Annotated in this window: 20 protein-coding genes and 1 pseudogene; 8 read left to right on the forward strand and 13 right to left on the reverse strand. The window is 66.6% G+C overall.

What is annotated here, in order from left to right:
- The first annotated feature begins 12 nt into the window (after positions 1-12).
- The 6 genes from lgt to ACWETB_RS04065 all read left to right on the forward strand — a co-directional run bounded on the left by lgt (position 13) and on the right by ACWETB_RS04065 (position 12841).
- The gene (lgt, locus tag ACWETB_RS04040; protein WP_452209428.1) at positions 13-1779 is read left to right on the forward strand and encodes a prolipoprotein diacylglyceryl transferase; all 1767 of its coding nucleotides are present in this window, start codon (positions 13-15) and stop codon (positions 1777-1779) included.
- Positions 1780-2027: 248 nt separating this feature from the next.
- Positions 2028-6599, forward strand: a complete 4572-nt coding sequence (gltB, locus tag ACWETB_RS04045; RefSeq protein ID WP_452209430.1) for a glutamate synthase large subunit — start codon at positions 2028-2030, stop codon at positions 6597-6599.
- On the forward strand, positions 6592-8097 hold the full coding sequence (locus ACWETB_RS04050) for a glutamate synthase subunit beta (protein ID WP_449743949.1): 1506 nt from the start codon (positions 6592-6594) through the stop codon (positions 8095-8097). The genes gltB and ACWETB_RS04050 overlap by 8 nt, the downstream gene beginning before the upstream one ends.
- A gap of 179 nt (positions 8098-8276) precedes the next feature.
- Positions 8277-9710: a pyruvate kinase gene (gene pyk, locus ACWETB_RS04055; RefSeq protein ID WP_449743950.1), complete on the forward strand. Its 1434-nt coding sequence runs from the start codon at positions 8277-8279 to the stop codon at positions 9708-9710.
- Between the two features lie 267 nt (positions 9711-9977).
- Positions 9978-10856, forward strand: a complete 879-nt coding sequence (locus ACWETB_RS04060) for an acyl-CoA thioesterase (RefSeq protein WP_452209432.1) — start codon at positions 9978-9980, stop codon at positions 10854-10856.
- 152 nt (positions 10857-11008) lie between these two features.
- A complete protein-coding gene (locus tag ACWETB_RS04065; RefSeq protein WP_452209434.1) occupies positions 11009-12841 on the forward strand; it encodes an AMP-dependent synthetase/ligase in 1833 nt (610 codons plus the stop codon).
- Here ACWETB_RS04065 and ACWETB_RS04070 read toward each other — a convergent pair.
- Entirely contained in the window at positions 12825-13559 is a 735-nt protein-coding gene (locus tag ACWETB_RS04070) for a DUF998 domain-containing protein (RefSeq protein ID WP_452209436.1), read from the reverse strand. The two genes, ACWETB_RS04065 and ACWETB_RS04070, sit on opposite strands and share 17 nt — an antisense overlap.
- Positions 13560-13652: 93 nt before the next feature.
- Complete coding sequence (locus ACWETB_RS04075; RefSeq protein WP_452209438.1) at positions 13653-13970, reverse strand: hypothetical protein; 318 nt, start codon at positions 13968-13970, stop codon at positions 13653-13655.
- On the opposite strand from ACWETB_RS04075, the gene ACWETB_RS04080 reads away from it, so the two are divergent.
- The gene (locus ACWETB_RS04080; RefSeq protein WP_452209440.1) at positions 13969-14241 is read left to right on the forward strand and encodes a hypothetical protein; all 273 of its coding nucleotides are present in this window, start codon (positions 13969-13971) and stop codon (positions 14239-14241) included. The genes ACWETB_RS04075 and ACWETB_RS04080 overlap by 2 nt on opposite strands.
- 249 nt (positions 14242-14490) lie before the next feature.
- On the opposite strand, the gene ACWETB_RS04085 is transcribed toward ACWETB_RS04080, so the two are convergent.
- The gene (locus ACWETB_RS04085) at positions 14491-15411 is read right to left on the reverse strand and encodes an MBL fold metallo-hydrolase (RefSeq protein ID WP_452209442.1); all 921 of its coding nucleotides are present in this window, start codon (positions 15409-15411) and stop codon (positions 14491-14493) included.
- A 3-nt stretch (positions 15412-15414) separates the two neighbouring features.
- Positions 15415-16233 carry an SDR family oxidoreductase gene (locus ACWETB_RS04090; RefSeq protein WP_452209444.1) on the reverse strand — a complete coding sequence of 273 codons (819 nt, stop codon included), beginning with the start codon at positions 16231-16233 and terminating at the stop codon, positions 15415-15417.
- A 120-nt stretch (positions 16234-16353) separates the two neighbouring features.
- Between ACWETB_RS04090 and ACWETB_RS04095 the strand changes: the two genes are divergently transcribed.
- Positions 16354-16749, forward strand: a complete 396-nt coding sequence (locus ACWETB_RS04095; protein ID WP_452209446.1) for a YchJ family protein — start codon at positions 16354-16356, stop codon at positions 16747-16749.
- Positions 16750-16764: 15 nt separating this feature from the next.
- On the opposite strand, the gene ACWETB_RS04100 is transcribed toward ACWETB_RS04095, so the two are convergent.
- From ACWETB_RS04100 to ACWETB_RS04140, 9 genes and pseudogenes are all read right to left on the reverse strand, one after another.
- Positions 16765-18144, reverse strand: a complete 1380-nt coding sequence (locus ACWETB_RS04100) for a DUF1731 domain-containing protein (RefSeq protein ID WP_452209448.1) — start codon at positions 18142-18144, stop codon at positions 16765-16767.
- 81 nt (positions 18145-18225) lie between these two features.
- On the reverse strand, positions 18226-18615 hold the full coding sequence (gene pcaC / locus ACWETB_RS04105) for a 4-carboxymuconolactone decarboxylase (protein WP_452209450.1): 390 nt from the start codon (positions 18613-18615) through the stop codon (positions 18226-18228).
- A 234-nt stretch (positions 18616-18849) separates the two neighbouring features.
- Entirely contained in the window at positions 18850-19143 is a 294-nt protein-coding gene (locus ACWETB_RS04110) for a hypothetical protein (RefSeq protein WP_452209451.1), read from the reverse strand.
- Between the two features lie 125 nt (positions 19144-19268).
- Complete coding sequence (locus tag ACWETB_RS04115; RefSeq protein WP_452209453.1) at positions 19269-19901, reverse strand: DUF2461 domain-containing protein; 633 nt, start codon at positions 19899-19901, stop codon at positions 19269-19271.
- A gap of 102 nt (positions 19902-20003) precedes the next feature.
- Complete coding sequence (locus ACWETB_RS04120; RefSeq protein ID WP_452209455.1) at positions 20004-20741, reverse strand: GntR family transcriptional regulator; 738 nt, start codon at positions 20739-20741, stop codon at positions 20004-20006.
- A gap of 117 nt (positions 20742-20858) precedes the next feature.
- Positions 20859-21539: a phosphonatase-like hydrolase gene (locus tag ACWETB_RS04125; protein ID WP_452209457.1), complete on the reverse strand. Its 681-nt coding sequence runs from the start codon at positions 21537-21539 to the stop codon at positions 20859-20861.
- 59 nt (positions 21540-21598) lie between these two features.
- Complete coding sequence (locus ACWETB_RS04130; RefSeq protein WP_452209459.1) at positions 21599-22750, reverse strand: TIGR03364 family FAD-dependent oxidoreductase; 1152 nt, start codon at positions 22748-22750, stop codon at positions 21599-21601.
- Between the two features lie 215 nt (positions 22751-22965).
- Positions 22966-25207: pseudogene (locus ACWETB_RS04135) on the reverse strand (molybdopterin-containing oxidoreductase family protein).
- A 73-nt stretch (positions 25208-25280) separates the two neighbouring features.
- Complete coding sequence (locus tag ACWETB_RS04140) at positions 25281-26174, reverse strand: NAD(P)-dependent oxidoreductase (protein WP_452209461.1); 894 nt, start codon at positions 26172-26174, stop codon at positions 25281-25283.
- Positions 26175-26198 lie beyond the last annotated feature (24 nt).

Below are 26198 nucleotides of genomic sequence, written 5' to 3' on the forward strand. Positions count from 1 at the left end.
AGGGTGTCAGGCGTGATCGCGCCGACAACGACGTTGCTCGCCTACATCCCGAGTCCACCGCAGGGTGTGTGGCATCTGGGCCCGGTCCCGGTACGTGCCTATGCGCTATGCATCATCGTCGGCATCATCCTGGCCGTCTGGTGGGGGGACCGCCGGTGGATCGCACGCGGGGGACAGCCCGGTGAGGTCCTCGACGTCGCGATCTGGGCCGTCCCGTTCGGATTGATCGGTGGCCGGATCTATCACGTCCTCACCGACTGGCAGATCTACTTCGGCGATGGTGGGAAGTCGCCCATCGACACCCTCCGAATCTGGGACGGTGGTCTCGGAATCTGGGGCGCGGTGATCTTCGGTGCCCTGGGCGCCTGGATCGGGTGTCGCCGACACGGGATCAAGTTGCCGGCCTTCGGCGATGCGATCGCCCCGCCGATTCTGCTCGCACAGGCCATCGGTCGCCTCGGCAACTACTTCAATCAGGAACTGTACGGGCGCGACACGACCGTCCCGTGGGGCCTGGAGATCTTTGAACGTTCCGACGGCTATCAAACCGGTCCCGGACTCATCAACGGCACCTCGACCGGTCAGGTGTACGCGATAGTCCATCCCACCTTCCTCTACGAGATGGTGTGGAATCTGCTGATCGTGCTGGCCCTGGTGCTGATCGATCGCCAGTTCCGCATCGGCCACGGGCGTCTGTTCGCCCTGTATGTCGCCGGCTACTGCGCCGGCCGGTTCATCGTCGAGTTGTTGCGCTCGGACACCGTCTACACCTTCATCGCGGGAATCCGTATCAACGTCTTCACCTCGGCATTGCTGTTTGTGGCGGCAGCCATCTACTTCGTGGTGGCGACCAAGGGCCGTGAACGTGGTCTGGAGATGTACCACGCGGGCCGCGCCGAGGAACTCGAGGCGCTCGGCGCCGTCGGATACGTCGACGAGTACGAGTACGACGAGGACGACGAGGACACCCAGGACGACGAGGACACCCAGGTTCAGGCCGACGAGGTAGACGAGGTAATGGACACCGAGGAGTTCGACGACGACGCGCAGACAACCGATGCCGGCGACGACGCGACGGATACCCAGGTGATCGCCAAGGGCCTGGCAGAGGCCGACGAGGAACGTGCCGTCGAGTCCGACACCGACAGCGCTCCCGAGAACACTGACAGCGCTCCCGAGGTCACTGACAGCGCTCAGTCGGACGTTGACAGCGCTCCCGAGGACACTGACGGCGCTCTGTCCGACGTTGACGGCGCTCTCGTGGACACTGACAGCGCTCCCGAGAACACTGACAGCGCTCAGTCGGACGTTGACGGCGCTCCCGAGGACACTGACAGCGCTCAGTCGGACGTTGACGGCGCTCTCGAGGTCACTGACAGCGCTCAGTCGGACGTTGACGGCGCTCTCGAGGTCACTGACGGCGCTCAGTCGGACGTTGACGGCGCTCCCGAGGTCACTGACAGCTCTTCCGATGCCCCCGAGTCTGAGGCCGACGTGATCCACGTCGATGACCCGGTCGACGACTCGGAGATCATCGAGGGCACCGGTGAGGTCGCCGACGCGACGGCCTGGACGCCGCCCGAATCGGACACGGCCGCGGAGCCTGACACCGACGCGGAGCCTGACACCGACGTGGAGCCTGACACCGACGCGGAGCCCGACACCGACGCGGAGCCCGACACCGAGCAATCGGGCGATGATGCCGACCGCGATCCCGCAGCCTCGGCGAACGCGACGCCGCCCGCCGAATCCGCGGACCAACGGTCTTCCGACTCCTGACGACGCCCGCGGTCACTGTCCGACGTCACAGTCCGACGTGCCCGTCTGGCATGACCGTCCGACTGCACTGTCGGACAACGTCTGCCGCGCCGACTGCAACGAGCGCACCATCGCCGCGCGTCAGATAAGGTGGAGTCTCACCGTTTGCGGCAGCCCATGTCCGCGGAACGGACACATTGCTCCACGGGCCAGCGCTGTCCCAAAGGACATCATGCATGCGATTCGACTCGAATCCAGTGGAGGTAGTGATGTTGTTTTCGGCGCTTCCGGCGAAGCAGGGACTGTACGACCCCGAGGCAGAGGTCGATTCATGTGGCGTGGCGATGGTCACCAATATCCATGGACGTCGCTCTCACTCGATCGTTGCCGACGGCCTGCTGGCTCTCGAGAACCTGGAACACCGTGGAGCGGCGGGCGCCGAGGCGAACAGCGGTGACGGCGCGGGCATCCTGATTCAACTACCCGACGAATTGTTGCGTGGCTCGGTAGATTTCGACCTGCCACCGGCCAACCCGGACGGTTCCAACACCTATGCGGCCGGCAACTGCTTCCTGCCCGCGGACCCGGCACTGCGTGAGGTCGCGATGGCGCGGGTCACCGATCTCGCGGCCGACGAGGGCATCACCGTGCTCGGATGGCGTGAACTGCCCGTCGACGTCGAAGGCGCGGACATCGGCGAAACCGCTGTCGACTGCATGCCGTACATGGCGCAACTGTTCGTGACCGTCGACCCGGCCACCGGAAGTCCGCGCCTGGGCGGCATCGATCTCGACCGCGCGATCTACCCGTTCCGCAAGCAGGCCGAACGCGTCACCGCCGACATCGAGGAAGCGGGTACCGGCCTGTACTTCCCGTCGTTGTCGAGCCGGACGATGGTCTACAAAGGCATGCTCACCACGATGCAGCTGCCGCTGTACTACCCGGATCTGCGCGACGAGCGGTGCATGAGCGCCATCGCCATCGTCCACTCGCGGTTTTCCACCAACACGTTCCCGTCGTGGCCGCTCGCGCATCCGTTCCGGTTCGTCGCCCACAACGGCGAGATCAATACCGTCCGCGGCAACCGCAACCGGATGCGTGCCCGCGAGGCACTCCTGGACACCGATCTGATCCCGGGCGATCTCAAACGCGCGTTCCCGATCTGCACGCCCGAGGCCTCCGACTCGGCCTCCCTCGACGAGGTCCTCGAATTGCTCCATCTCGGTGGTCGCAGCGTGCCGCATGCGGTGATGCTGATGGTCCCCGAGGCGTGGGAGAACGTGCCCGTGATGGATCCCAAGCGTCGAGCTTTCCTCCAGTTCAACGGGTCTCTGATGGAGGCGTGGGACGGACCGGCCTGTGTGACCTTCACCGACGGCACGGTGGTCGGCGCGGTCCTCGACCGCAACGGCCTGCGCCCGGGTCGCTGGTGGCAGACCCGCGACGGCCGCGTGATCCTGGCCTCCGAGGCCGGGGTCCTCGACGTACCGGTCGACGACGTCGTCTCCAAGGGCCGCCTCGAGCCCGGCAAGATGTTCCTCGTCGACACCGCGCAGGGACGCATCATCCCCGACGAGGAGGTCAAGGGGGATCTGATCCACGCCGAGCCCTACGACGAGTGGCTGCACTCCGGCCTACTCGACATCGCGACGCTGCCGAGCCGGCCGGTGTACAAGCCCAACCACGACACCGTCGTGCGGCGTCAGGTCACCTTCGGATACACCGAGGAGGACCTGCGGGTTCTGCTCACCCCGATGGCGGCCTCCGGCTACGAACCACTCGGTTCGATGGGCACCGACACCCCGGTGGCCGTCATGTCGCAGCGGTCGCGGTTGCTCTACGACTACTTCGTCGAACTGTTCGCCCAGGTCACCAACCCTCCGTTGGACGCGATCCGCGAGGAGATCGTCACCTCGATGGCCCGTGTGATGGGGCCCGAGCAGAATCTGCTCGACCCGACCGCCGCGTCGTGCCGGCAGATCCAGCTGCACTGGCCGGTCATCGACAACGATGATCTGGCCAAGCTCGTGCACATCAACGACGACGGCGACAACCCGGGGCTGTCGGCCAAGGTGCTGCACGGTCTCTACGAGGTGGCAGACGGCGGGCCGGGTCTGGCGGCCGCGTTGGAGGATCTGCGGACCCGGTCGTCGCAGGCGATCGCCGAGGGGCACCGTACCCTGGTCATCTCCGACCGTCACTCTGACCGCGAACATGCGCCGATCCCGTCGCTGCTGGCGGTCTCGGCGGTCCACCACCACCTTGTCCGCACCAAGGAGCGCACCAAGGTCGCGTTGATCGTCGAGTCCGGTGACGCCCGCGAAGTCCACCACATCGCGTTGCTGATCGGTTTCGGTGCCGCCGCGGTCAATCCGTACCTGGCCCTCGAATCGATCGAGGACCTCATCACCGAGGGTGAACTGACCGGTGTCGCACCGAGCAAGGCGATCCGCAACTACATCGAGGCGCTCGGCAAGGGCGTGCTCAAGGTGATGAGCAAGATGGGTATCTCCACCATCAGCTCATACACCGCGTCGCAGGCATTCGAGGCGGTGGGCCTGTCCTCGGCGGTGGTCAAGGAATACTTCACCCGCACCGTGTCTCGCCTCGAGGGGGTGGGCCTCGACGAACTCGCCGAAGAGGTCCGCCTCCGGCATCATCGCGCCTTCCCGGAGAACGCCACCGAACAGGTCTATCGGCGTCTTGAGGTCGGCGGCGAGTACCAGTACCGGCGTGAGGGGGAACTGCACATGTTCACCCCCGAGACGGTGTTCCTGCTGCAGCACGCCACCAAGACCGGGCGTGACGAGGTCTTCCAGGAGTACTCCGACAAGGTCGACGCACAGTCCCGCAAGGGCGGCACACTGCGCGGGCTCTTCGAGTTCGATCTCGGCGCAAAGGATCCGATTCCGCTCGACGAGGTCGAACCGGTCGAAGCGATCATGAAGCGCTTCAACACCGGCGCGATGAGCTACGGGTCGATCTCCGCCGAGGCCCACGAGACGATCGCGATCGCGATGAATCGCATTGGCGGACGGTCGAATTCCGGTGAGGGTGGCGAGGACACCGACCGCCTCTACGATCCGGAACGACGCAGCGCCGTCAAGCAGGTCGCCTCCGGCCGGTTCGGTGTCACCAGCGATTACCTGATCAACGCCACCGACATCCAGATCAAGATGGCACAGGGTGCGAAACCCGGTGAGGGTGGCCAACTTCCGGCCTACAAGGTGTACCCGTGGATCGCCAAGACGCGGCACTCCACCCCCGGGGTCGCCCTGATCTCGCCGCCGCCACATCACGACATCTACTCCATCGAGGATCTCGCCCAGCTGATCCACGACCTGAAGAACGCCAACTCCGACGCCCGGATCCACGTCAAACTGGTGTCGGCCGTCGGTGTCGGCACCGTTGCCACCGGCGTGTCCAAGGCGCACGCCGATGTGGTGCTGATCTCCGGATACGACGGCGGCACCGGCGCGTCGCCGCTGACCTCGCTCAAGCACGCCGGCACGCCGTGGGAGATCGGCCTGGCCGATGCTCAGCAGACGTTGATGCTCAACGGATTACGTGATCGCATCACGGTTCAGTGCGACGGCGCGCTGCGCACCGGACGCGACGTCATCATGGCGGCGCTGCTCGGTGCCGAGGAGTACGGATTCTCCACCGCACCGCTGATCGTCACCGGCTGCATCATGATGCGGGTCTGCCACCTCGACACCTGTCCGGTCGGTGTCGCGACGCAGAACCCCCAATTGCGTTCGCGCTTCACCGGTCAGGCCGAACACCTGGTCAACTTCTTCCGGTTCATCGCCGAGGACGTCCGCAAGTATCTCGCCCAGCTCGGCTACCGCACACTCGACGAGGCGATCGGTCAGTCGCAGCGCCTGCACACCGATTCGGCTGTGGCGCACTGGAAGAGCAAGGGTCTCGACCTGAGTCCGATCTTCCGTCGCGTCGAGGACAAGGGCCCCACCCGTCGCGTGCGCGGTCAGGATCACGGCCTCGACAAGGCGCTCGACCAGACCATGATCCAACTCGCCGAAGGCGCACTCGAGGACGCCCACCCGGTCACCCTCGAATTGCCGGTCCGCAACGTCAACCGCACCGTCGGCACGCTTCTCGGTGCGGAGGTCACCCGCCGCTACGGTGCCGAAGGACTCTCCGAGGACACCATCACCGTCAAACTGACCGGCTCGGCGGGCCAGTCGCTCGGCGCGTTCCTGCCGCCGGGCGTGACCATCAATCTCAGCGGCGACACCAACGACTACGTCGGAAAGGGACTGTGCGGCGGGAAGATCGTCGTCGCACCCGACCCCGAGGCGTGGTTCATCGCCGAGGATCAGGTGATCGCAGGCAACACCATCCTGTACGGCGCGACGTCGGGTGAGGTGTACCTGCGCGGAAAGGTCGGGGAGCGGTTCTCGGTCCGCAACTCGGGTGCGACCGCGGTCGTCGAAGGCGTCGGCGACCACGCCTGCGAGTACATGACCGGCGGACGGGTGGTCATTCTCGGCGCGACCGGACGCAACATGGCCGCCGGAATGTCGGGCGGTATCGCCTTCGTCTACGACCTCGATCCGTCGAAGGTCAACTCGGCGATGGTCGAGTTGATGCGGCCCGACCCCGACGACCTGCAGTGGTTGCACGAACACATCGCCAAACACACCGAACTGACCGGTTCGGCGATCGGCGCCTCGATGCTGGCCGACTGGCCGCGTCGATGCCTGGCCTTCACCAAGGTCATGCCGACCGATTACAAACGTGTCCTCGACGCGGCCCGCATGGCCGAAGCCGAAGGGCGCGACGTTGATTCAGCGATCATGGAGGCGGCTCGTGGCTGACCCACGCGGATTCCTGGAAATCTCGAAGAAGGAAGCGAAGTATCGGCCCGTCGCCGAACGCGTACATGACTGGGGCGACGTCTACGAACACGCCGACAATCCGCTGAAGGTGCTCGCTGAGGTGAGCGACCAGGCACGGCGCTGCATGGACTGCGGAATCCCGTTCTGCCACTCCGGAACCGCGGGCTGCCCGCTGGGCAACCTCATCCCGGAATGGAACGACCTGGTCCGTCGTGGCCGCTGGGACGCGGCCAGCGCACGCCTGCACGCCACCAACAACTTCCCCGAGTTCACCGGCATGGTGTGCCCGGCGCCGTGCGAGGCGGCCTGCGTGCTGTCCATCTCGGAGCCGACCACCGGCGGCAGTGTCACCATCAAGCGAATCGAGAAGACCATCGCCCACGAGTCCTGGGCCGAAGGCATCATCGGGCCCGAACCGCCGGCGATCAAGACCGGTAAGTCCGTGGCCGTCGTCGGTTCCGGACCCGCCGGGCTCGCCGCCGCCCAGCAGCTGACCCGCGCCGGTCACGACGTCACCGTGTACGAACGTGACGACCGGATCGGCGGCCTGCTGCGTTACGGCATCCCGGAGTACAAGCTGCAGAAGTCCGACATCGACCGACGCGTCGCCCAGATGCGCGCGGAGGGAACCGAATTCGTCACCAGCTGCGCCGTCGGGACAGACCTGAGCGTCGCCGACCTCCGCGCCCGGCACGACGCGGTGGTCCTCGCCATCGGTGCGATGGCCGCCCGCGACAACCCGGTCCCCGGTCGGGAACTCAACGGCGTGCACCTGGCGATGGAGCACCTGGTGCCCGCCAACCGCGAATGCGAGGGTGACGGACCGTCGCCGATCACCGCCAAGGGCAAGCACGTGGTGATCATCGGTGGCGGCGACACGGGAGCCGACTGCCTCGGCACGGCACACCGCCAGGGCGCGGCCTCGGTGGTGCAGTTGGATTACAACCCCGAACTGCCATCGGATCGGGACGACACCCGCTCACCTTGGCCCACCTGGCCGCTCATCATGCGCACCTCCAGTGCCCACGCCGAAGGCGGCGACCGCAAGTATCAGGTTGCGGTGCAACGCTTCCTGGGTGACGACGACGGCAACGTGACCACCATGGTCCTCGCCGAGGTCGAGGTAGTCCGCGAGGCCGACGGCCGCCGCGTCATCACCCCGGTCAGCGAGGAATTCGAAATCCCCTGTGAATTGGCGCTTTTCGCCATCGGTTTCGCCGGAGTCGAGCGAGGCCCCCTCCTCGACGACCTGCAGATCGAACCCAACCGCCGTGGTGCCCTGTCCTGCGGAAGTGACTGGCAGACCGACGCACCCGGCGTCTACGTGTGCGGAGACGCCCACCGCGGCGCATCTCTGGTCGTGTGGGCCATCGCCGAGGGACGTTCGGTGGCACGATCGGTGGACGAGTTCCTCATGGGCGCCTCGGACCTGCCGTCGCCGGTGCGGCCGGCTGCGTTGCCCCTGTCGGTGCGCTGACCGCGGAGTAGCCCAGACCTCACACCTCGGCACGCCCGGCCGCGGTGTGAGGTCATGAACACAATGAACCGTTGCCACCGGCGATGACCTCGGGCCCCGCCCGAACGCCGAGTGGCGGGGTGATGACGAGTCGTCACTTCCCATAGAGAAGCCACCACGACGGGACTAAGGTGATCACCGTGACACGCCGTACCAAGATCGTTTGCACCCTGGGCCCCGCGACCAACAGCGAGGAACGTCTCAAAGAACTCGTTGAAGCGGGAATGGACGTGGCGCGACTGAACTTCAGTCACGGCAGCCACGACGATCACCGGTTGGTCTACGACCGCGTCCGCCGCGCCAGCGACTCCGTCGAGAAGGCCGTCGGCATCCTCGCCGACCTTCAGGGCCCGAAGATCCGCCTCGGGAAGTTCGTCGACGACGGAGCCCTCAACGGCGAGGTGATGTGGGCGACCGGTGAGGAAGTACGAATCACCGTCGACGACGTCGTCGGCACCCACGACCGTGTGTCCACGACCTACAAAGAACTCGCCCTCGACGCGCAGGTCGGTGACCGACTCCTCGTCGATGACGGCAAGGTCGGACTGTCGGTCATCGCGATCGACGGCAACGACGTCGTCTGCACCGTCACCGAAGGCGGCCCCGTCAGCAACAACAAGGGCCTCAACCTGCCCGGCGTCAAAACCTCGATCCCCGCGCTCAGCGACAGAGACATCAGCGACCTCGAGTTCGCACTCACCCTCGGCGTCGACCTCGTCGCACTGTCCTTCGTCCGCGGACCCGCCGACATCGAACTCGTCCACGAGGTGATGGACCGCGTCGGCCGACGCGTCCCCGTGATCGCCAAACTGGAAAAGCCGGAAGCCGTTGACAACCTCGAAGCCATCGTCCTGGCCTTCGACGGCGTCATGGTCGCCCGCGGTGACCTCGGCGTGGAACTTCCCCTCGAACAAGTGCCACTCGTCCAGAAGCGAGCCATCCAGATGGCGCGCGAGAACGCCAAGCCGGTCATCGTCGCAACCCAGATGCTCGACTCGATGATCGAGAACTCACGCCCCACCCGCGCCGAGGCCTCCGACGTCGCCAACGCCGTACTCGACGGCGCCGACGCCGTCATGCTCTCCGGTGAAACCTCCGTCGGCAAATGGCCCATCGAAACCGTCCAGACGATGACCCGCATCTGCAAGGCCGTCGAAGGTGGATCACGGGACGTACCACCGCTCTCACACGTTCCCCGCACCAAACGCGGCATCATCTCCTACGCCGCCCGCGACATCGGAGAACGGCTCGAGGTCAAGGCCATGGTCGCCTTCACCCAATCCGGCGACACCGTCAAACGCCTCGCCCGCCTCCACTCCCGCCTACCTCTCCTGGCCTTCACCCCGACCCAGGCGGTCCGATCTCAACTAGCCCTCAGCTGGGGAACCGAAACCTTCATCGTCGACCACGTCGACACCACCGACCACATGATCGACCAGGTCGATCACCAACTGCTCCGCATCGGACGCCTCAACGTCGGTGACGTCGTCGTCATCGTCGCCGGCGCCCCACCCGGAACCGTCGGATCGACCAACATGATCCACGTCCACCGGATCGGCGAACAGGACCACTGAGTCATTGGCGCGGACTCCGTCCGCCGTGCCGCGGGCCAAAGGACCGCGTCTTCCTCCTCGTCGCTTCGCTCCTCGCCCTTCGTCGTGCAGACGCGGCGCGCCCGGTGAGCGTGGCGGGGGCGTTGCCCATTTCTAGCCATTTCTGACGTAGCCACGTCCGGTGACCTGCGGTTTTGTCGACGCGTTGGCGTCTGGGGTGCTAGAAATGGGCAAGGTCGGGGCGGCCTGGGGGCGGTGGCCTCGTCTTCACGTCCTAGGCTCTAGGTCATGACTGCGGAAGTGGCCGGTGACCTCGGCAAGCTGCTCCAACTGCTCGATGTCGACCAACGCGACGAGAACCTCTTCATCGGCCAGCACCCGGAACAGAAGACCGCGCGCACCTTCGGTGGGCAGATGCTCGGACAGGGTGTCGTCGCCGCGGCTCGTACCCTGACGCGGGGAAACCCGCCCGTGCACGCCCTGCATGCACACTTCATCCGCGGCGGTGACGTCAACCAGCCGATGGAGTATCACGTCGACCGTTTCCGCGACGGCAAGTCGTTCGCCAACCGCCAGGTGACCGCGAAGCAGAACGACGAAGAGATCTTCACAATGCTCGTCGCATTCCAGGACAACACCGCCGGTCTCGAACATGCCGTGGAGATCCCGCAGGTGCCCTACCCGGAGGAATTGCCCACTCTCGGTGACCATTTCAAAGGTTTCGAGGATCGGATCGCGACCTTTGTCGACGCACTGCACCCCATCGACATCCGCTTCGCCAACGACCCGTCATGGAAGATGCGCGAAGCCGGGGAGACCCTGCGCGACAACCGCGTCTGGATGAAGACCGACGGCCAGATGCCCGACGACCCGATCATGCACGTCGCCGCAATGTGCTACGCCTCCGACACCACCGTGCTCGACTCGATCATCACCACCCACGGACTGTCCTGGGGAATCGACCGCCTGTTCGCGGCGACCGTCAACCATTCGATGTGGTTCCACCGCGACTTCCGCTTCGACGAATGGATGCTTTACGCCACCCGCTCACCGGTGGCCACCGGGTCCCGTGGCATGGGTTCCGGACGGTTCTGGATGCGCGACGGCACGCTGGCCACTTCGGTCGTGCAGGAGGCCCTGATCAAGTACTTCCCGCCCAAGAAGTAGCCAGCCACGCCGACTCCGATGCACCTCAGGTGAGACAGTTCCACCTGGTGTTTTTACCTTTGCATTACCAAATCGGCCGAAGCCTCCAGAAACCGTGGACTGCTGACTAGTGTGATGAGCAACACTGTCAGCAGCCTTCCGGGGGGTTCACGATGTCCAAGTCCGAAATCATCACCTTTCCGCACGAGAGCGGCGTCGACGTCGCGACCTTGCCCGCGGCCTTCCAGGCCTCGATCGCACTGCACCCGACCAAGGTCGCGTTGCGCACCGTCGGCGGTATCACCGAGATCAGCTGGGCCGAATACGGCCGACGGGTCAAGGCCATCGCACGCGGTCTCGCCGCCGTGGGTGTTGCCCGCGGCGACACCGTCGGCATCATGCTCACCAACCGGCCCGAGTTTCACCTCGTCGACACCGCCGCCTTACACCTGGGAGCCATCCCGTTCTCGATCTACAACACGAGTTCACCCGACCAGATCGAGTACCTCTTCGGCAACGCCGAGAACCGCATCGTCATCACCGAGCAGGTGTTCCTGCCGGCGATCAAGGCGGCAAGCACCTCCGTGGACACCATCGTCGTGGTCGACGGTCCGGCCGGCGGTGCGATCACCCTTGACGAACTGGAGGGGTCGGGTTCAGCGGACTTCGATTTCACCGCGGCATGGCAAGCGGTGGAACCCGAGGACCTCGCCACCCTCATCTACACCTCGGGAACCACCGGCCCGCCCAAGGGTGTGGAGATCACCCATCGCAACATCGTCGCCGAACTCGCTTCTCTCGCAGAGGTTGTCGACGTCGGCTTCGACGATCGGGTGATCTCCTACCTGCCGGCCGCACACATCGCCGACAGGGTGTCCTCACACGCGGCCAACATGGCCCGCGGCATCCAGGTGACCACCGTCGCCGATCCCCGCGAGATCGCCGCGGCACTCCCCGAGGTGCGTCCCACATTCTTCTTCGGCGTCCCGCGTGTCTGGCAGAAAATCCGCGCCGGGATCGAGGCCAAGCTGGCCGAGGAGACGAGCCCGATCAAGAAGAATCTGGGCGCCTGGGCGGTCGCGCGGGGAGCGGCCGCGGCCCAGGCCCAATTGGACGGCACGTCACAGGGAGTCGTGGCCGGGCTGCAACACGGGCTCGCCGACAAGCTGGTGCTGCACAAGGTCCGCGAGGCCATCGGCATGGACCAGATCACCTTCGCCGGGTCGGGTGCGGCGGCCATCCCGGCCGAGGTGTTGCAGTTCTTCCTGGGGCTGGGTATTCCGGTGCTCGAGGTGTGGGGCATGTCGGAGACCACCGGTGTCTCCACGATGACCACCCCGGACGACATGGCGATCGGTACCGTCGGCAAGCCGGTGTCGGGTGTCGAGGTGAAACTCGCCGACGACGGGGAACTGCTCATCCGCGGTGCCGTGGTGATGCGGGGCTATCGTAAACAGCCCGACAAGACCGCCGATACCATCGACGCCGACGGTTGGCTCGCCACCGGCGACATCGCCGAGATCGACGGCGCCGGCCACGTTCGGATCGTCGACCGGAAGAAAGAACTCATCATCAACGAGGCGGGAAAGAACATGTCGCCCACCAACATCGAGAACGCGATGAAGGCGGCGTCGTCCCTGATCGGTCAGGTGGTCGCCATCGGCGACGCCAAACCGTTCGTCTCCGCGCTCGTTGTTCTCGATCCCGACGCCGCCGCTGCCCGCGCCAAGGCGCTGAACATGCCCGACGCCGACATCGCCGCGCTGTCGTCGCACCCGAAGGTGGTCGAGGAGGTGGTGACCGCCGTCCGGACCGGGAACGGAAAACTCTCCCGCGTCGAACAGGTGAAGCGACTCACCATCGTCCCCGCCGCGTGGGAGCCGGGCGGTGCCGAACTGACCCCGACGATGAAGCTGCGACGCAAGCCGATCGCCGACAAGTACGCCGAGCACATCGAGTTGCTCTACGCCACCGACTCCGATCCGAGCGTCATCGATCTGCGGTGATACCTCTCGCCCGAACGCGATGCCGACGGCGCTGACCGGCCGCTGTGCCACCCCACAGCACAGCGGCACCCCACAACACCAGGAAGAGTGACATCCCGCCGACCTGGATGCGCTGGGCGAGGCCGAGTCGGTAGTCGCCGTGGGCGTTGTCGGCGGCGAGCATCCACACCGTCGCGACGGAGATGGTCACCAGCACCGCGAGTCCCCACACGCGCAGCACCGGCCAGTTGCCCTCGCGCCACGCCGAGGTCACCGCCAGGATCATCGCGGCGAAGATCGCGAATACCGCCACCGTGCTGGTCATGGCGTGGACGTGGTGAAGCTGCGGGAGCAGACCACTGGGCTCGGACGGGCAGTTGGGGTCGACATTCGGGATGCACTCGATCGGTGAGAGCGCGTCGGTGATGGTCGCGACACCGAAGACGGCGAGGGCGACCACCCCACCGCGTCCGTAACCGCCGGTGACCGCCGGACGCGGAATCCACAGCACGGCTGCAGCGAGCAGCGCACAGATGCTGGTGATGATGTCGCCGGCGACATAGACACTGCGGTGCGGCCGGTGAGCGGCGTCGAGTTCACTGAGGAAGCTGCGCAGCGGATCCAGCGGTGTGGCCCAGAAGAATTCCAGAACCCATGAGGAGTAGCAGATGCCCGCGGCGGCGATGAGGACGCCCGCGACCGCCAGTCGTGTCCGGGACGGCATCCGGTTGATCGGCATTCGGCCAGACTAGGGGATCGGCCGGCATCACCGGCCGATCGGTGCCCCGCAGGCAGTGCTCGTGTCTGCGAGTGCCGGGTTGTCTGCGGTGCCTCAGGCCACGCGGCGATCCGCGGCCTCGACGTCGCGGAGTTGGCCCGCGGGATCGACGACCATGATGACCGGTCCCATCATGTCGGTGGCGCGTTCGATGAGCGAGTCGATCTGGGTGGGATCCGACGGATCGCAGACGACCGCCCAGACCCGATCGTGGACGCCGGCGTCGATGTAGGGGACGAGGTCGCGAGCCTGGCGTCCGGTGACCACCAGATTGCGGTGTGATCGTAGGACCTGATCGATGATGGTGTGCGCGCGCAGGGAGCCGTCGGTGACGACGAGGACGGTGTCGGTGTGTCGGCGTGTGGTGTGCATGTTCTCAGTTCACTGCGTCGTGCTGGGCCGTGGCCGTGACGACCCTGGCAGTTGGCTGCACGTCGTCACGTTCGGCCGGTTCGCCGACATTTATCACCTCCGGCGCTACGTCGGTCACGTGATCGGCACGGACGACCATCTGAATCCGACGTGCGCGGCCGATCATCGCCGCATCGAAGAGTTCTACCGACTGACCCCGCCGGGCCCCGACGAGTACGACCGTGAGTTCGTCGCCTCGCTCAACGCCGACTCCCTCGTCCGGAGTTTGTGAATACGTTCAACCTGCCTGCGCGCCTTCGTCTTCCGGTGGCCAACGGGCCGGCGGCCTCGAGGCCTTCACCGCGCAGGCCTACACCGACAGCGATGTCGAGATGGCGCGCCTGCGTGCGGCCTACGGGATGACCCACGACATGGTCGACACCGCTCCCCAGGAGCAACCGGCCCAGCCGGTGACCCCGAGGGCATGTCTCTAAGTTGCCCTTGCGGGTCTGGATCCCCGCAGCTGCCATGGGAGACAGCCCTACGTCCGGCAGTATCGGCCGGGCTCGACCTCGCCGACCTCGCCGGCTCCGATGAGCCGCTCCAGATGCATTGTGGCCGTGCGACGTTCGACGGCGTTGACCCATGGTAGGTCGACGTGTGGGCGATACACGAGCCGGTGGGCGACGATCTCGTCGAAGGTGCGGGGTTCGACGAGGAACTCCACGAGTCGCGCCTCGCGTTCGAGGATGCGAGAGCGATACGCGGCGAGCCGGGTGGCGAACTCCGCGCGTCCGGTGACCACTCCCTTGTGGTGAAACGTCCCGTACCAGCGGGCATCGATCTCGCCGACCCGGTCGATCGAGGTCAGGAAGTCGTCGACGCTCGACCCCATGTCGCCGTACATTGGGCCGAAAGACGTCAGATCGATGTCGGCGAGGTAGAGGAACCCGTCGGGTTCGATGAGCACCCCGCAGTGACCGGCGGTGTGGCCGGGAAGGTGGATGACGGTCGCGGTGTGATCGCCGAGGTCGAAGGTGTGACCGGCATCGATGCCGATCACACCGGGCCGCTCGGCCGGCAGACCGTAGTCGGTGAGCAGCGCGTTCGACATGGCCTCGAGTTCGTCGGGCTCGAGGCCGTACCCGGCGATGAGGACGTCCAGTGACCCGACGGCGGGTGCGTCGAGATCGTGGGCGTAGGTGTCAGCGTCGAAGTGACGCAACCCCGCGATGTGGTCCTCGTGGGCGTGACTGATCAAGACGGCATCCGCGCCGACCGGATCGCGATCGAGCGCCAGCGACGGGTCGATGACGAGGGTGCCCTCAGACCCCCGGACGACGACGCTGTTGCCGTAGGGCACCACGCCACCGTTGGCCGCGGTGAGAACCGTGACGGTGCCGTAGTGGTGCTCGGTGAACGGTACGTCGGTGGGCGGTGTATCGGTGGGCGGTGTCGGCACGGTTCAGCCCTGGGTTCCGATCGTGGCGACGACGCCGCCGTCGACCAGTAGGTCGGTCCCGGTGACGAACGACGAGTCCGGGCCGAGCAGAAACGCTGCCGCGGCGGCGATGTCGTCGGCGGTGCCCACACGCCCGGTTCCCGATGAGGCGATCATCGCGCGCATCGCTTCGCCGCTGGGGCCGGCGAGTTCTTCCTGACCCATGGCGGTGGCGATCACCCCGGGGGAGATGCTGTTGATCCGGGCGCCGCGCGCACCCCAGGTCCGGGCTGCGGCGCGCACTCGAATGTGGTTGGCCTGCTTGGCAATTCCGTAGGCCAGGGCCGGATTGGTGCGCACCTCACCGCCGAGGGTGGGCAGATTCAGCAGGTCGGCGACGGCGGTGGTGGCCAGAGCGGCGACCTGATCCGCCGGGAGCGGCGGGAACATGTGGCCGGCCATGCTCGCGATCACCACGCCGGTACCGCCGGACGCGATCACGCCTCCGAACGCCTCGAGCGACGCGGCGACACCGAGCAGATCGACGTGGAGGATCGCCTCCGCGGAGGCCTGCACCGGCGAGAGACCCGCGGTGTACACCACCTGTGTGACGGAACCGAGTTCGGTCGCCTGCGCGGCGAGTGCCGACACGGAATCGACGGACGACACGTCGACCGGGTGACCGCTGACGTCGAATCCCTCCGCGGCCAGGGTCGCCACGTGCGCGTCGAGTGCCTTCTCGTTGAAGTCCGACAGCAGCACGCGCCGGCCACCACCCTGTCGTCGCGCGATCGCCAGGCCCATCCCGCCGGCTCCGACAATGACGACGACATCTCGTTGCATGACAACCCTTCATCTCCACGATTCTCGATGACGAGAAATCTTCCCGGCGACGGCGACGATGTCAAGGACGCGACACCCGGCGCCGCCCACCCGTGGGGACCGGCGACGTAGTCTGTCAGGGTGCGAACCGTCGATCGAGATGCCAGGTGTCCGTGCACATCTGGGCTGACCTTCGAGGACTGTTGCGGACCGGTCCTCGCCGGGCGGCGTCGGGCGCCGACCGCCGAGGCGCTGATGCGTTCCCGATTCACCGCGTTCGCGGTGGGCGACGGCGATCACCTGATGGCGAGCTGGCATCGCTCCACCCGTCCCGCCGACGTCGATCTCGACGACACCATCGACTGGTATCGCCTCGATGTCCTCGACACCGTCGGCGGCGGGCCGTTCGACACGACCGGGCAGGTCCGATTTACCGCGTTCTACCGGGGCCCCGGCGGAAGGGCGACCATGACCGAGCACAGTCGATTCGAGCGGGTGGACGGCTCGTGGTTCTACCTCGACGGAGACCAGCTGTAGCCGCCGAGCCCCCGGTCAGCTCGGCAACAGGTCGGCCAGCGCGTCGTCGAGGGTTGGATGGGTGAATCGGAAACCGGCGTCGTCGAGAACCTGTGACCGGGCGCGGCGCCCGGTCAATCCGAGTGCGGGATCGGTGCGCAAAGCGATGGCGCCGATCTTGAGTACGGCACCCGGGGTCGGCGGTGACGGCGGACGATGGACGGCACGGCGCAGCGACGCCATCAGATCGCAGTTGCGCACCGGGTGGGGACTCGCACCGACGACGATGCCGTCGGGGATCGTGAGGTGCGGGTCGAGTCCCAGCGATCCCCGCGCCACCGCGAGCCAGTCGTCGACGTGAATCCAGCTGAACCACTGCCGGCCGGAACCCACCCGACCGCCGAGACCGAGCTTGGCCAGATCGGTCAGCCGCTTCATGGCCGGGGCCTGACCGTCGAGAACGATCGAGGTCCGCAGGATCACCAGGTGGTCGGTGTTGGCGCCGGCCACCGCGTCCTCCCATGGCTGCGCGACACCGGTCATCTGCGGAAGTCCGGCGGGCACCGGAGTGGTCTCGGTGCACCATGACTCGCCCATATCGCCCCAGATGGCCGTGGTACTGGCCTGCAGCCACCGCTGCACCGGCGTACTCCGCTGCTTGGCGGCCTCGACCAGCACGCGGGTGGCATCGACGCGAGAGTCACGCAGCGCCGCCACATTTCGTTCGGTCGGACGACAGTCGACGAGTTTGCCTGCCAGGTTCACCACGGCCATCCGGTCCGGTGCGGTCACCTGCGACGTCCAGGAGCCGAGTGTGCGTGCGTCCCACCGTTCCTGCCGGAACGGGGACGAGTTGTCGATGGTGCGGGTCAGCACCACGGGCCGGTGTCCACGGCAGACGAGATCGGCGGCGAGGTGGCGGCCGAGTGCTCCGCTTCCTCCGGCCAACACCACGGTGAGAGAGTCCGGTCCGGGTGCCACACCCGCCAGCTGTGCCAGCCGGGCAACGTCAGCGCGATCGGTCAGTTGCGGCTGGCCGGACAGCCCGGTTCGTGCAATCGGTCCGAAAGATGCTGTGGTGGAGATTGTTTCGGTGAAAATGCAGCCACCGTCGGCGGGCTCCAGCAGAAAGTCGATGACCGCCGTCCCGACCGGTTCGGGCTGGGTGAGCTGAAGATGTCGAGCCGGTTTGACGGCGGTGATCGTGAACGGTGGAGCGAGTCGGCGATGGGCCACCGCCACGAGCGGGCGCGTCGAGGTGAAGTCTCCGGTGGTGCCGAGCGTGACCGGTCCGTCGAGGGTGATGGTGCGATATCCGCTGTGCCATTCCGGAAGTCGTGTCGGGTCGGACAGGACCGACCAGACGTCGTCGGGTGAGCAGGCGAGGAACTGGGCGTACGACCGGGCACTGGGCATGACACACGGTAGGCAGACGATCCGGCCCGCGTCGCCGTCGTATATCTCACAGTGGGGTTGTCCACACGCTGACGCGTGCGTTCACAGTTCCTCGGCGAGAACCTCACTCGCGATCCGAAATGCGGTATCGGCATCCGGTACGCCGCAATAGATGGCGCTCTGCAGGATCACCTCACTGATCTCGTCGACCGACAACCCGTTGCGGCGGGCGGCCCGGAGGTGCATCGCGAGTTCCTCGTGATGGCCGCGCGCGATGAGAGCGGTCAGCGTGATCATCGATCGACTCCGACGATCGAGTCCGGGCCGGGTCCAGATGGTGCCCCAGGCATAGCGGGTGATGAACTCCTGGAACTCGCGGGTGAGGTCGGTGATCCCGGCACTCGCGCGATCCAGATGGGCGTCGCCGAGAACCTCGCAGCGCACGGTCATTCCGGACTCGTAGGGGTCGTTGTACGCCTCGGCGCCGCTCACACGATGGCACTCCTCGGAGGTGGTTGCGGGTTCGGTCCAGGGTCCGATCGACCAGGGCGTCGGTGGCCCCGAGATACTCGGCCGACGCCGCCCGGCCGGTGAGGCCCGACATCGCTTGCTGTTCGGCAAGAATGCCTTGGGCGGCAGCAAGATCGGTGGCCGACCTCCCGGGATCAAAGCGCAGGCCGGAGAACAGATCGGCGGCCGGGGATGCGGCGGCCACCGTGTGGCGCGTCAGTGTGCGCAGGGTGGCCCACTCGGCATGCCGGCCGCCGTCGGATCGCCGTCGAGACTTGCCGCGGATGCGGTGTGCAGTGTCGCTCCCAGCCCGGGGGCCTCGACGGCGACGCGGCGAAGCACGTCGGTGAGCACTGGATTGTTCTTGTGCGGAATCGTCGACGAGCCGCCACCGGAGCCCTCAGAGAACTCCCCGATCTCGGGTCGACCGGCGACGGACAGGTCGCCGCCGATCTGGACAACCGGGTTGTGTTGCTTCGTCAACTCGAGACGGTCCGGCGGAACGGGCACGCACGTCTCCTGGCCGCACTGTCGGTGGCGGCGCGCGGAAGCGGGCGGCAACTCTGAGCTGTCGAGTGGGCGCCGTTTCGCGTCGAGAGTGCGCCGCGCCGCTCGTCGCCGGCCTGCCCTCCCGATCAGGCGTTGGCGTGTCGCAGGATCCAGTCGATGAGCGTCGTCGTCTCGCGCCAGTCGGCGCGTACCACGTCGACGAGTTCGGACGTGTGGATGACCGGTTCGAAGCCATGATCGCGCGTCACGGTCAGGGTCTTGTGACGGAGGAGTTCGATGCGGGGATGGTCTTTCGGATAACCGCGGGGTGCGGTCTTGAGACGGTCGCCACCGACGTCCCAGCCGGCTTCGGCCAGTGCCGTCATAATCCGCTCCAGTTCCCGCCCCGACCGCTCGTTGTCGATCGCGGACCTCAGTGCCGACAACCTCTCGGAGCCGAGGTCGTAGACGCCACCGCCCACCCGCACACCGGGTGCGCCGATCTGCACGTAGTACCCGGTGGCCGGCGCGACCGGCACGTAGGCGCCCTGATGAGTTTTGTACGGCGACTTGTCCTTTGAGAAGCGGACATCGCGGTACGGGCGAAACATCTTGGCCTCGCCGAACTCCCCGGCGAGCGCATCGGTGAGGGCTGTCATCGGTTGCGCCACCGCGCTCCGGTACACCTCCTTGTGTGCCTCCCAGAACGCCTTGGTGTTGTCGATCTCGAGGTCGTCGTAGAAATCGAGTGCGGCCTCGGGGAACCCGTCAAATGTCATGTCGCCCTTGAGTGTGCTCGGGATGGTGGAGGTGACGCCGGTCGAAGTCCCCACACCGTACTGTCGGCCGGGACGGTGCCGCGACCCGCAAGTGGGTAGCCGTCATTCGGGGCCGCCGACGTCCATCGTGTTCATGATCGAGAACGTCACCTGGTTGGGTCGGTAGCGATCATCGGAGTACTCGAAGGGATGGCCCTGCGAGTCGTAACTCGTGCGGCGTTCCCGCAACAGTGGCGCTCCCGGATCGATCTGCAGGTTGTCGGCGTCGACGGGGTCGGCACCAACCGCGTCGATTTCGTGACGCATCGACGCAAACTGCACGCCGTGCTCGACGAGATGATCGGTGATCGATCCGGTGTCGGGATCGAAATCGAACAGGCTCGCTCCGGCATCGAGCGTGAATCGGCTGCGTTCGAGGAGCGCGGGTACTCCGTCGAGGGTGCGTAGCCGGACGACCTCCACGATGAAGTCGTCGGCGGTGATGGACAGTGCGTCGGCGATCTCGGCGGTCGTTCGCGTGCGTGCGACGGTCAACGTGTGATTGCCGGGGCGGCGTCCGGTGGCGACCGCCCACTGCGAGAAGGGGGTGAACGACGACAAGGTCTGGGTGGGCCGGTGCGGCCGACGCACGCGCGCCGGCCGTCCTCGGGACGTGTGGATGTAGCCCTCGGTCCGGAGTTTGTACAGCGCCTGACGGATCGGACCCCGGCTGACCTGCCATTGATCCATCAGGGCCGTCTCGGCGGGTAGTTCGTCGCCCGGCGCGAGTTCACCATCCGCGATCTGACTGCGAAGGGCGTCATAGACCTCCATGTACCGCGGAGACCGACCAGCGGACATCAACACCTCCCGGGCTCTGGGCGTCGAATGGACACCTTGTCGACGTGTCTACCCACCTTATCGGCCGCCGGTCGCACCGGCGGACCGTCGTGTGTGGCACGGTGCCCGGTGCCCGCCTCAGGTGCGGATGAGGTGCGCGAGATCGGCCACCGAGTCGATGACGTGATGTGCTCCGGCGGAATGGAGTCGGGCCTCGTCGTGAGCTCCGGAGGTGACCCCGACGACGATCCCGGCCCCGGCGCGCAGTCCGGTGGTCACATCCGACGAGGTGTCCCCGACGACCATCATCGCGTCGACGGCACTGGTGCGGGTGGCGATGACTGCGGCGAGCGCCATGTCCGGGTGGGGCCGTCCGCGTACCGTGTCGGTCGGGCACACGACGGCGTCGGCGATGGCGTTCCAGCCCAGATCATCGAGTATCGCGGCCTGGGTGCTCTCGGCGAATCCCGTGGTGAGAGCAATCTTCACACCCATCTCGCGGCACCGGGAGAACAGTTCCTCGGCGCCGGGCATCGGGCTGCTCTTGCCCTCGGCGACGAGGTGGGCGTAGGTCCGTTCGAACTCCTTGTTGGCGGCCTGCGCCTGTTCCTCGTTGCCCTTGGCCAGGTGGCGGAAGACGGTGATCTTGGACTGGCCCATCGTCGCGGCGACGTAGTCGAGCATCTCGGCGCGGTCGGCGTCGGTGGCCGACAGGCCGGCGTGTTCGTCGGCGGCCAGAAACGAGGTGACGACGAGTCCGTCGTCCTGCACGGTGGTGCCGGCCATGTCGAAGACGATGAGTTCGGTGGGGGTGGACATGGATTCCTCTCGGGGTAGGGGGGTGAGGGTCGGGGTGACGGGTGTCGGTCGTGAACGGATCAGGCGGGCGTCGGTTCCGGGGTACCCAGTGCCGCAGCGACGCTGGCCTCGGCGAGGCCCAGGCCGGTGGTCATCCCGATCCCGCTGGTCACGGTGACGATGTGGGTTCGGGGGAGTGGTTCCTCTCGAAGGAACTCCCGCCCGGGTGCGGTGGCGTACACGCCCTGCCAACGCTCGACGACGTCGATGTCGTTGACGTCGAACAGTTCTCGAGTCACCTCGAGGAGTGCGGCGAATCCGGCCTCCGACTGGAACCCGACGTCATCGATCTCGCGGATGTGGGTGTCACCGATCAGCAGCGTGCCGTCGGGTTGTGGCGTGTACATCTGGTGCAGATCCAACGCCGTGTGGTCGGGGTGGGCCGCATGCAGACGCCGGCCCACTGCCGAGGAGGACGGCATCGACGCAAAGCCGCTGTAGCGCAACAGTGACCAGCCGGTGAACAGAGGTGTTGAGAGTGGGAACCGCAGTGGCACTGACGCTTTCATCATGTGTAGGCGGCACCGCTGAACCTGGACGTGGTCGGCGAGGTCCGGGAAGAGCCGATCGATGTCGTGGTTGACGGTGATGAATGTGGTGCCCGCGCGCAGATCACCTCGAGACGTGTGGACCATTCCGGGTGCGAAGCCGGTGGCGGCGGTCCGCCAGAAGAAGTCCACCCCGACCGATGCGAGCCACCGGGCGATATGCGGGACGGCGGTACGTGGGTCGACCTGAAGATCTGCGGGCATGAACGCGCCGCCGACCACGTCGTTGGTCCGTGCCGGGACCCGGTAGAGAATCTCCTCGCGGGTGAGAACCTGCACGCGGGTGGGTCCGCGCTGCTCCGCGAACTCGCGGAGGACCGCGAGCTCGTCGTGGTGGCGTGCGATCACCGTCGTTCCGCGTTCGGCGGCCCAGAAACCCGCCGACCGCGCGAGCGCGAGCCAGTGCCGGCGACCGGTGTCGGCGTAGCCGCGTGCTTCACCGGATTGTGCGGTAATGCACGCGTGTCCGAAGTTGCGAACGGAAGCGCCCACGACGGTCGCGGTCTGGTCGACCACGGCAACCGGCAGTCCCCGCGCATGTGCGTGATAGGCGTGCGCGAGGCCGACGAGCCCTGCTCCGACGACGACGACGTCGTATTCACCTGCTGTTGATGACGCGACCATGGTCCCACTGTCCTGAGGTTCGAAATTGAAGTCAATACCTTCCGGAAAGAAAGGTATACAGGTGCGGTGGACCGTCGACGAATCTCACGTGAACGTCGTTTCGCCGGGGAGAATTCTCGGCGTGGGTTTGCTCCGGGAGCCGAGATGTACCGCCCGATGTCAGGCGTCGCGTCGGTGAGGGAAAGCCTGCGGTGACGTTCCGGCTCGCCCGTCCGTCATCGGGCCGAGGACGCCGACCTCGCTGTCGGCGACGAGGATGCGCGGTCCACCGGCATGACCTGAATCGGCACCCCGGTCATGTTGGCCATTCCGGCCAGTCGTTCGAGGTCCTCCGGGTCCGAGGAGATCAGGGCATTGACGTTGACGCCACCGGATCCGAGATCGGTCTCGGCCGCCGCATTGGCCTTGCGCCATCCGCCGGAACCGTTGTGGCCCCAACCGTGGGGGATGGCCGACCACGCCGGGTTTGATCTGGTCGGTCAGGGTGACGGGCAACGAGATACTGCCGTGCCGCGACGTGACGGTCACCAGCTCGCCATCGCCGATGCCGCGGTCGAGGGCGTCCTGGATGTGCATCCGGGCGCAGTGTGTTCGCCCGCCCCGAAGTAACAGGGGAGCATTGTGCTGCCAACTGTTCTCCGAGCGGATCTCACGCATTCCGATGAGACGCAACGGGAATCTTTCATCGCCGACGTCGTCGAGGCGATCGAGTTCGGCGAGGATCTCCGGAGCGTCGAGACGGACCTTCCGGTCGCGGTGGGTGATGGTGGTGCGCAGTTGGCCGGGGCTGAGCCCGTCGGCGACCACGGTGCCGTGCGGGAACTCGTCGATGAGCCGTCGATAGGTCAGACCGCCGCGGCGCAGGCCGAAGCGATCTCCCCCGATTCCCAAGCGAATCACCAGATCCGACACGCGACGCGGGGTGAGCAGACCGCCGACCGCCCGCGACACCTTGGTGCCGACATGCATCAAGGCGAGGAGGGGACTGTGTCGAGCCAACGCCGCGACCAGGTCGTTGATCACCGTCCATTCCTCCCGTGCCTCGCCCATCGGTGCGATGACCGCCTCGGTGGCCTGTTTGAACGGGGTGGTGAACAGTGCCTGGAACGGGAGCAGGAAATCGGCGCGCTCGTACATCGTGGTCGCCGGCAGGATGTAGTCGGCGTGCGCATTCGTCTCGTTGCGGTAGATGTCGAGGGACACCATCAGCTCGAGTTCGCCGAGCGCACTGCGTAGTTCGTCGCCGTTGGGGACCGACAACACGGGATTGCCCGCCGACACGAACAGCGCACGCAGTTGGCCGCGCCCCGGCGTCATGATCTCCTTGGCCATCACCGACGCCGGGGCGGTACCCAGTACCTGCGGTAGGTTGCCGATCCGGCTGCGTCGGCCCGCCCAGGTGAAACCCGGGACGTGCGCCAAGGCGCCGATCGCCAGTCGCTGCCCGGGAATCCCCAAGTCGCCGAACATACTTCCGCCGACCACATCCAGATTGCCGGCGACCAGGTTCACCATGTCGAGCAGCGCGGTCGTCAACGTTCCGGTCCGGCCCAGCGAGGTCCCGATGCGTCCGTAGACCGCGGCGCGTTCGGTGCGTACCAGTCGCCGGGCGATCTCGCGCACGGTGTCGGCATCGATGTCGGTGCGTGCGGCGGTGTCCTCGGGTGCGAAGCCCGCTGCGGTGCGCGTGAGGGCGTCGACACCACGGGCACGTGCGCGCAGTTCGTCCACGTCGACGAGTTCCTCGGTGAACATCACGTTCAGCAGTGACAGCAGGAACAGGGCGTCGGTGTCCGGGGTGATCGGCAACCAGTCGAATTCGCGCGCGGTCTCGGTGCGTCGCGGATCGATCACGAGCACATCCCCGCCGCGTTTGACGATGGCGTGCAACCCGTCGCGGATGCGAGGTGAACTCATCACGCTGCCGTGCGACACGATCGGGTTGGCGCCGATGATGATCAGGAAGTCGGTGCGGTTGATGTCGGGAATCGGTGCGGCGAGGGGGTTCCCGTAGAGAAAGTGACTCGCCACGAAACGATTGTTCACATCCTGGGAGCCCGCCGAGTACATGTGTGGAGAGCCGAGCAGACTCATCGGCGCCGCCGTCCACAGGGTGTGTCCGGTGGAGAAGGTCGCCGGATTGCCGAAGTACCACCCGATCGACGAGTTGCCGTGCGCGCGCTGTACCGCGCCGAGGCGGGTACGGATGTCGGCGAGCGCGCTGTCCCACGTCACCTGCTCGAAGTCGCCGTCGGGGGTGCGCCGCAACGGATGCAGCACCCGATCGGGATCGTTGACGATCTCGGTGAAGGCGATGCCCTTCGGGCAGGCGAAGCCGCGCGAGAGGGGATGTTGCTTGTCCGGGCGCAGTGCGACCAGCCGGCCGTCCTCGACGGTGGCGATCATGCCGCACAGTGGCTCGCAGATTCGGCAGTAGGTGGGTTGATCCGTCCGCATGCCGGGGCTCCTCGTGAGACGACGTTTCTGGCAACGAGTGTTGCACGATTTGCCGTCGGTGGTGGCCGATCGGTCAGGCGGAGGGATCTGATAGACGCCCGGAGAGCCGCTCGACACCGCGGAACAGCGCCGAATGGTCGAGCCCGCCGTCGCCGTTGGCGCGCGCCGACGCCATCAGCGACGCCACCAACGAACCAACCGGAAGCACCACACCGGCACGGCGTGCCGCCGCGGCCATGTTGCCGAGGTCCTTGTGGTGCAGATCGATTCGCCCGCCCGGTGTGAAGTCGCGGTCGAGCATCCGGGTCGCCTTGGTGTCGAGCACCGCCGACCCGGCCAGCCCTCCGCCCAGGACCCGAACCGCGGCCGCGGTGTCGACGTCCTGCGCCTCCAGAAACACCAGTGCCTCGGCGAGGGCCTCGATGTTGGCGGCCACGATGAGCTGGTTGGTGGCCTTCACCATCTGGCCGCTGCCACTCGGTCCGACATGGGCGATCGTCGCGCCAACCGCCTCCAACACCGGGGTCGCCCGGGCGAATGCGTCCTCGGTGCCGCCGACCATCACCGATAGCGTGCCCGCGATCGCGCCCTCCTCACCGCCGGATACCGGAGCGTCGAGGAAGGCGTGACCGGACATCGCGGCCTTGTCGGCCATCGCCACCGCGACGTCCGGCGCGATGCTGGAGAAGTCGATGATCACGGTGTTGGGTGCGGCGTGGGCGAGAACCCCGTCGTCGGCGGTGAGCACCTGCTCCACGTCGGCGGCGTCGGGCACCATCAGCGCGACGACGTCGACTCCGGACACGGCCTCGGCGATCGAGCCGGCCGCCGCTCCGCCGGCATCGGTGAGAGCGTGGGCGCGCGAGGGTGTCCGGTTGTGACCGATCACGGTGTGCCCGGCGCGGACCATGTTGATCGCCATCGGGCTGCCCATGATGCCCAGGCCGATGAATGCGATTGTCGCCATGGGTGATTCCTCCCTAGGGTCGGT

It is taken from the genome of Gordonia sp. NPDC003950 (assembly GCF_053605205.1).